At 69.8% G+C, this 5,383-nt stretch carries 4 protein-coding genes; all 4 read right to left on the minus strand.

Going from position 1 to position 5,383, the window contains the following annotated elements; translation table 11 throughout:
* Positions 1 to 12: 12 nt before the first annotated feature.
* A complete protein-coding gene (locus CCN42_RS17030; RefSeq protein WP_086736695.1) occupies positions 13 to 2,568 on the minus strand; it encodes a RelA/SpoT family protein in 2,556 nt (851 codons plus the stop codon).
* Positions 2,569 to 2,761: 193 nt separating this feature from the next.
* Positions 2,762 to 3,301: an adenine phosphoribosyltransferase gene (locus tag CCN42_RS17040; protein ID WP_086169530.1), complete on the minus strand. Its 540-nt coding sequence runs from the start codon at positions 3,299 to 3,301 to the stop codon at positions 2,762 to 2,764.
* On the minus strand, positions 3,298 to 4,413 hold the full coding sequence (gene secF, locus CCN42_RS17045) for a protein translocase subunit SecF (RefSeq protein WP_086736697.1): 1,116 nt from the start codon (positions 4,411 to 4,413) through the stop codon (positions 3,298 to 3,300). Before secF ends, CCN42_RS17040 begins: the two co-directional genes overlap by 4 nt.
* Before the next feature lies 1 nt (position 4,414).
* Positions 4,415 to 5,383 (minus strand): protein translocase subunit SecD (secD, locus tag CCN42_RS17050; RefSeq protein ID WP_086736699.1); only part of this gene is annotated, 969 nt, incomplete at its 5' end.

Consider the following 5,383-nt stretch of genomic DNA (forward strand, 5'->3'; position numbering starts at 1 on the left):
TGCGGACACGGCCTAGGACCGGTTGCGCGCCGACGTCACCCGGTACACGTCGTACACGCCCTCGACGCCCCGGACGGCCTTCAGGACGTGGCCGAGGTGCTTCGGGTCGCCCATCTCGAACGTGAAACGCGAGGTGGCGACACGGTCGCGGGAGGTCTGCACGGCCGCGGAGAGGATGTTGACGTGCTGGTCGGACAGGACGCGGGTGACGTCCGACAGCAGCCGGGAGCGGTCCAGCGCCTCGACCTGGATGGCGACCAGGAAGACCGAGGACTGGGTGGGCGCCCACTCGACGTCGAGGATCCGTTCCGGCTCCCGCGAGAGCGAGTCCACGTTCACACAGTCGCTGCGGTGAACCGAAACGCCGCTGCCGCGCGTGACGAAGCCGATGATCGGGTCGCCCGGGACCGGCGTACAGCAGCGGGCCAGCTTGACCCACACGTCCTCGACGCCCTTGACGACCACGCCCGGGTCGGTGCTGGTCCGGCGTTTGCGGCTGCGGCCCCGCGCCGGCGGCACGCTCTCGTCGATCTCCTCGGTGGCCGCCTCCTCGCCACCGAAGGCCTGGACGAGCTTCTGCACCACGTTCTGCGCGGAGACGTGCCCCTCGCCGATCGCCGCGTACAGCGCGGAGATGTCCGGGTAGCGCATCTCGTGCGCCAGGGTGACCAGGGAGTCGCCGGTGAGGATGCGCTGGATCGGCAGGTTCTGCTTGCGCATGGCGCGGACGATGGCGTCCTTGCCCTGCTCGATCGCCTCGTCGCGGCGCTCCTTGGAGAACCAGGCCCGGATCTTGTTGCGGGCGCGCGGCGACTTCACGAAGCCGAGCCAGTCGCGGGACGGGCCCGCTCCGGCCGCCTTGGAGGTGAAGACCTCCACCAGGTCGCCGTTGTCCAGGGTGGACTCCAGCGGGACGAGCCGGCCGTTGACCCGCGCCCCTATGGTGCGGTGGCCGACCTCCGTGTGGACGGCGTACGCGAAGTCGACCGGGGTGGCCCCGGCGGGCAGCGCTATGACGTCGCCCTTGGGGGTGAAGACGAAGACCTCGTTGCGGGAGAGGTCGAAGCGCAGGGACTCCAGGAACTCGCTGGGATCCTCGGTCTCCTTCTGCCAGTCGAGGAGCTGCCGCAGCCACGCCATGTCGTTGATGGCGTCCTTGTCCTTGCCGGACGCCTTGGGGACGTCGGTGCGGACCTTGGAGGCACCGGCGACGGCGTCCTGCTTGTACTTCCAGTGCGCGGCGATGCCGTACTCGGCGCGGCGGTGCATGTCGAAGGTGCGGATCTGCAGCTCGACGGGCTTGCCGTTGGGGCCTATGACCGTCGTGTGCAGCGACTGGTACATGTTGAACTTCGGCATCGCGATGTAGTCCTTGAACCGGCCGGGGACCGGGTTCCATCGCGCGTGCACCGTGCCGAGGGCCGCGTAGCAGTCGCGGACGGTGTCCACGAGGACGCGGATGCCCACCAGGTCGTAGATCTCCGCGAAGTCACGGCCGCGGACGATCATCTTCTGGTAGACGCTGTAGTAGTGCTTCGGGCGGCCGGTGACCGTCGCCTTGATCCGGGCGGCGCGCAGGTCCTGCTGGACCTCGTCGGTCACTATGGCCAGGTACTCGTCCCGCTTGGGGGCGCGCTCGGCGACCAGGCGGACGATCTCGTCGTACATCTTGGGGTAGAGGATCGCGAAGGCGAGGTCCTCCAGCTCCCACTTGATGGTGTTCATGCCCAGGCGGTGGGCGAGCGGCGCGTAGATCTCCAGGGTCTCGCGCGCCTTCTTCTCCTGCTTCTCGCGCTTGAGATAGCGCATGGTGCGCATGTTGTGCAGGCGGTCGGCGAGCTTGATGACCAGGACGCGCGGGTCCTTGGCCATGGCGACGACCATCTTGCGCACGGTCTCGGCCTGGGCGGCCTCGCCGAACTTGACCTTGTCCAGCTTGGTGACGCCGTCGACGAGCAGGGCGACCACGTCGCCGAAGTCGCGGCGCAGGTCCTCGAGGCCGTACTCGGTGTCCTCGACGGTGTCGTGCAGCAGGCCCGCCATCAAGGTGGCCGGATCCATACCCAGCTCGGCAAGGATGGTGGTGACGGCGAGGGGATGCGTGATGTAAGGGTCGCCGCTCTTGCGCTTCTGGCCGCGGTGCCAGCGCTCGGCGACCTGGTAGGCGCGCTCGATCTGGCGGAGCGTCGACGTCTCGATCTTGGGGTCGTTGCTCCGGACTATCCGCAGCAGCGGCTCCAGCACGGGGTTGTAAGGGTTCGCGCGCTGTACACCGAGCCGGGCGAGGCGGGCGCGCACGCGGTTGGAGGAGCCGGAGCGCGCGGGCTGCGGCGACGTGGCCGGGCGGACCGGCGCGGGGCGCTCGGCGGGCGGGGATCCTCCCGCCCGGGCGGGGTCCGGAGCGGGGGACGGCTTGGGACGCGCCTGCTCGGCGGACTTGGCGACGGGCGCGGACTGGCCGTGCTGGGCCGCCCCGCGCGGGTCGTTCTTCTTGGGCGCGGGCTCGGCCGCGGGCTCCGAGGCTCGCTCGGGCTTGGCGGCGGTCAGGTGCTGGGCCTCGTCTGGCAAGAGGGCTCCTCGTGCGCGATCCGGGTCCCCCGGTCAGGCTCCGGAAACCCCATGGTAGCGATCCTGGGCTCCGGGATCGCCTTCAGGCCAATGTGAAGGCGGCCTTCCAGGCAAACACATGAGGCGGGCACCGGATTCCTCCGGGCCCGCCTCAGCGGTGTCATGCGGTCGTCCGAGCGGTCCCGCGGCGTGCTCAGACGACGAGCAGCGCCTCCAGGGGGGCTCCGTCCAGGGCCGGTGCCAGGCGGCTGCGGCCGTCGAGGAACGCCAGCTCCATCAGGACGGCGACGCCCGCGACCTGGGCGCCCGCGCGGCGGATCAGCTGGAGGGAGGCCTCGGCGGTGCCGCCGGTGGCCAGCACGTCGTCGATGACCAGGACGCGGTCCTGCGCGCTCAGATCCTCGGCGTGCACCTCGATCTGCGCCGACCCGTACTCCAGGTCGTAGGACTGGCGCAGGGTGGCTCCGGGGAGCTTGCCGGCCTTGCGGACCGGGATGAACCCGACGCCCGCGCGGACGGCGACCGGGGCGCCGAGGATGAATCCGCGGGCCTCCAGACCGACGATCTTGGTTGCGCCGGTCCGCTCGACGATCTCGGCCAGCGCGTCGGTGAGCGCGGTGAACGCCGCCGGGTCCGCGAGGAGCGGGGTGATGTCCTTGAACATCACCCCGGGCTCCGGGTAGTCCGCGACATCACGGATGCGGCTGAGCAGCAGCTCCTCGATGTCGGTCATCGGCGCTTCCCGGAGGGGCCGCCACGGCCGCGGGTGCGGGCCGCGGACTGGTCGCGGGGACCGACGACCGCGGGCGTGGCCTCGTCGGCGTACCCCTCGTCGGCGCTCCGGCCGGTCTGCGGCTCGTCCTGGTCGCCGCCCTGCGCCCGCTTGGCGAGGACGCGCTTGCGCAGGGCCTTCATCTGCGGCTCGCGCTCCTTGAGGTCGGCGACGAGCGGCGTGGCGATGAAGATCGAGGAGTACGCGCCGGCCGCGAGGCCGACGAACAGCGACAGCGAGATGTCGTTCAGCATGCCGGCGCCGAGGACGCCGCCACCGATGAACAGCAGACCCGCCACCGGCAGCAGCGCGACGACCGTGGTGTTGACCGAGCGGACCAGGGTGCTGTTGATCGACCGGTTCGCGATGTCGCTGTAGGTCCAGCGGGTCTGCTTGGAGATGTCCCTCGTCTGCTCCTTGAGGCTGTCGAAGACGACGACCGTGTCGTAGAGGGAGTAACCGAGGATGGTCAGCAGACCGATCACCGTGCCCGGCGTCACCTCGAAGCCGACGAGGGCGTAGATGCCGACGGTGATGGTGATGTCGTGGATCAGGGCGATGAACGCCGCGACCGCCATGCGCCACTCGAAGGCGATCGCCAGGTAGATCACCACGAGGATCAGGAAGATGCCGAGGCCTTGCCAGGCCTTGTTGGCGATCTGGTCACCCCAGCTGGGGCCGACCAGCTCGGCGTTGATCGACTCGGGGTCGACCTTCATGTCCTCGGCGAGCGTGTCCTTGATCTGGTCGGCCCGCTCGGTGTCGATACCGGCGACCTGGATGCGGAGACTGCCGTCGTCGCCGTTGCCGAGCTTCTGGACGATGGCGTCGTGGCCGGAGGCCTCTTCCGCGTACTCCTCGGCCTGGGAGACGGAGACGGAGGTCTTGCCGGTGGTGAAGACGGCGCCGCCCTGGAACTCGATGCCCATGTTCAGGCCGCGCACCGCCAGGCCGACGATGGCCGTGATGGTGATCAGTATCGAGATGCCGTACCAGATCTTGCGGTTCTTGACGAAGTCGTAGCCGACCTCGCCACGGTGCAGTCGGGCGCCGAGGTTGCCGAGCTTCGACATCTCAGGCCTCCTTCGTTTCGACGGGGCCGGCGGCGGGACGGCGGGTGCGGCGCAGCGGCGGACGGGCGCCCAGACGCTTGGGGTCGAGGCCGGACCAGCGGTGGCCGTCCGCGAAGAACCTGCGGCGGGCGAGCAGCGTCAGCAGCGGCTTGGTGAAGAAGAACACGACCACGACGTCGAGGACGGTGGTCAGGCCCAGCGTGAAGGCGAATCCCTGGACCTTGCCGACGGTGACGATGAAGAGCACCGCCGCGGCGAGGAAGGACACGAAGTCGGAGACCAGGATGGTGCGCCGGGCGCGGGGCCAGGCGCGCTCGACGGCGGGGCGCAGCGTGCGGCCCTCGCGGATCTCGTCCCGGACCCGTTCGAAGTAGACGATGAACGAGTCCGCCGTGATGCCGATGGCGACGATGGCGCCGCAGACGGCCGGCAGGTTCAGCGCGAAACCGATGGCCGGGCCGAGCAGCGACATGATCACGTAGGTGAGGGCGGCGGAGACCAGCAGCGAGGCGATCGCGATGAGCGACAGACCGCGGTAGTAGACCACCAGGTAGAGCACGACCAGGGCGAGGCCGATGGCGCCGGCGATCAGACCGGCCTCCAGCTGCTCGCCGCCGAGCGCCGCGGTCACGGTGGTGACGCTGTCCTCCTTGAAGGTCAGCGGGAGGGCGCCGTACGACAGCATGTTGGCGAGGCCCTGGGCCTCCTGCTGGGTGAAGCTGCCGGAGATCTCGGCGTTGCCGCCGGTGATGGCCTGGTTGACGTACGGGCTGGAGACGACCTCGCCGTCCAGGACGATGCCGAACTGGTTCTGCGGCTGGGGGTTCTGCGCCAGCTTGGCGGTGATGTCACCGAACTTCTTGTCGCCGCCGGAGGTGAAGTCCATCTGGACCTTCCACCCGGCACCGCTCTGGGTGTCGTAGACGGCCTGGGCCTTCTTGACGTCGGTGCCGTCGACGGCGGCCGGGCC

Origin of the sequence: Streptomyces glaucescens (genome assembly GCF_002154375.1) — a bacterium.
GTDB lineage: Bacteria > Actinomycetota > Actinomycetes > Streptomycetales > Streptomycetaceae > Streptomyces > Streptomyces glaucescens.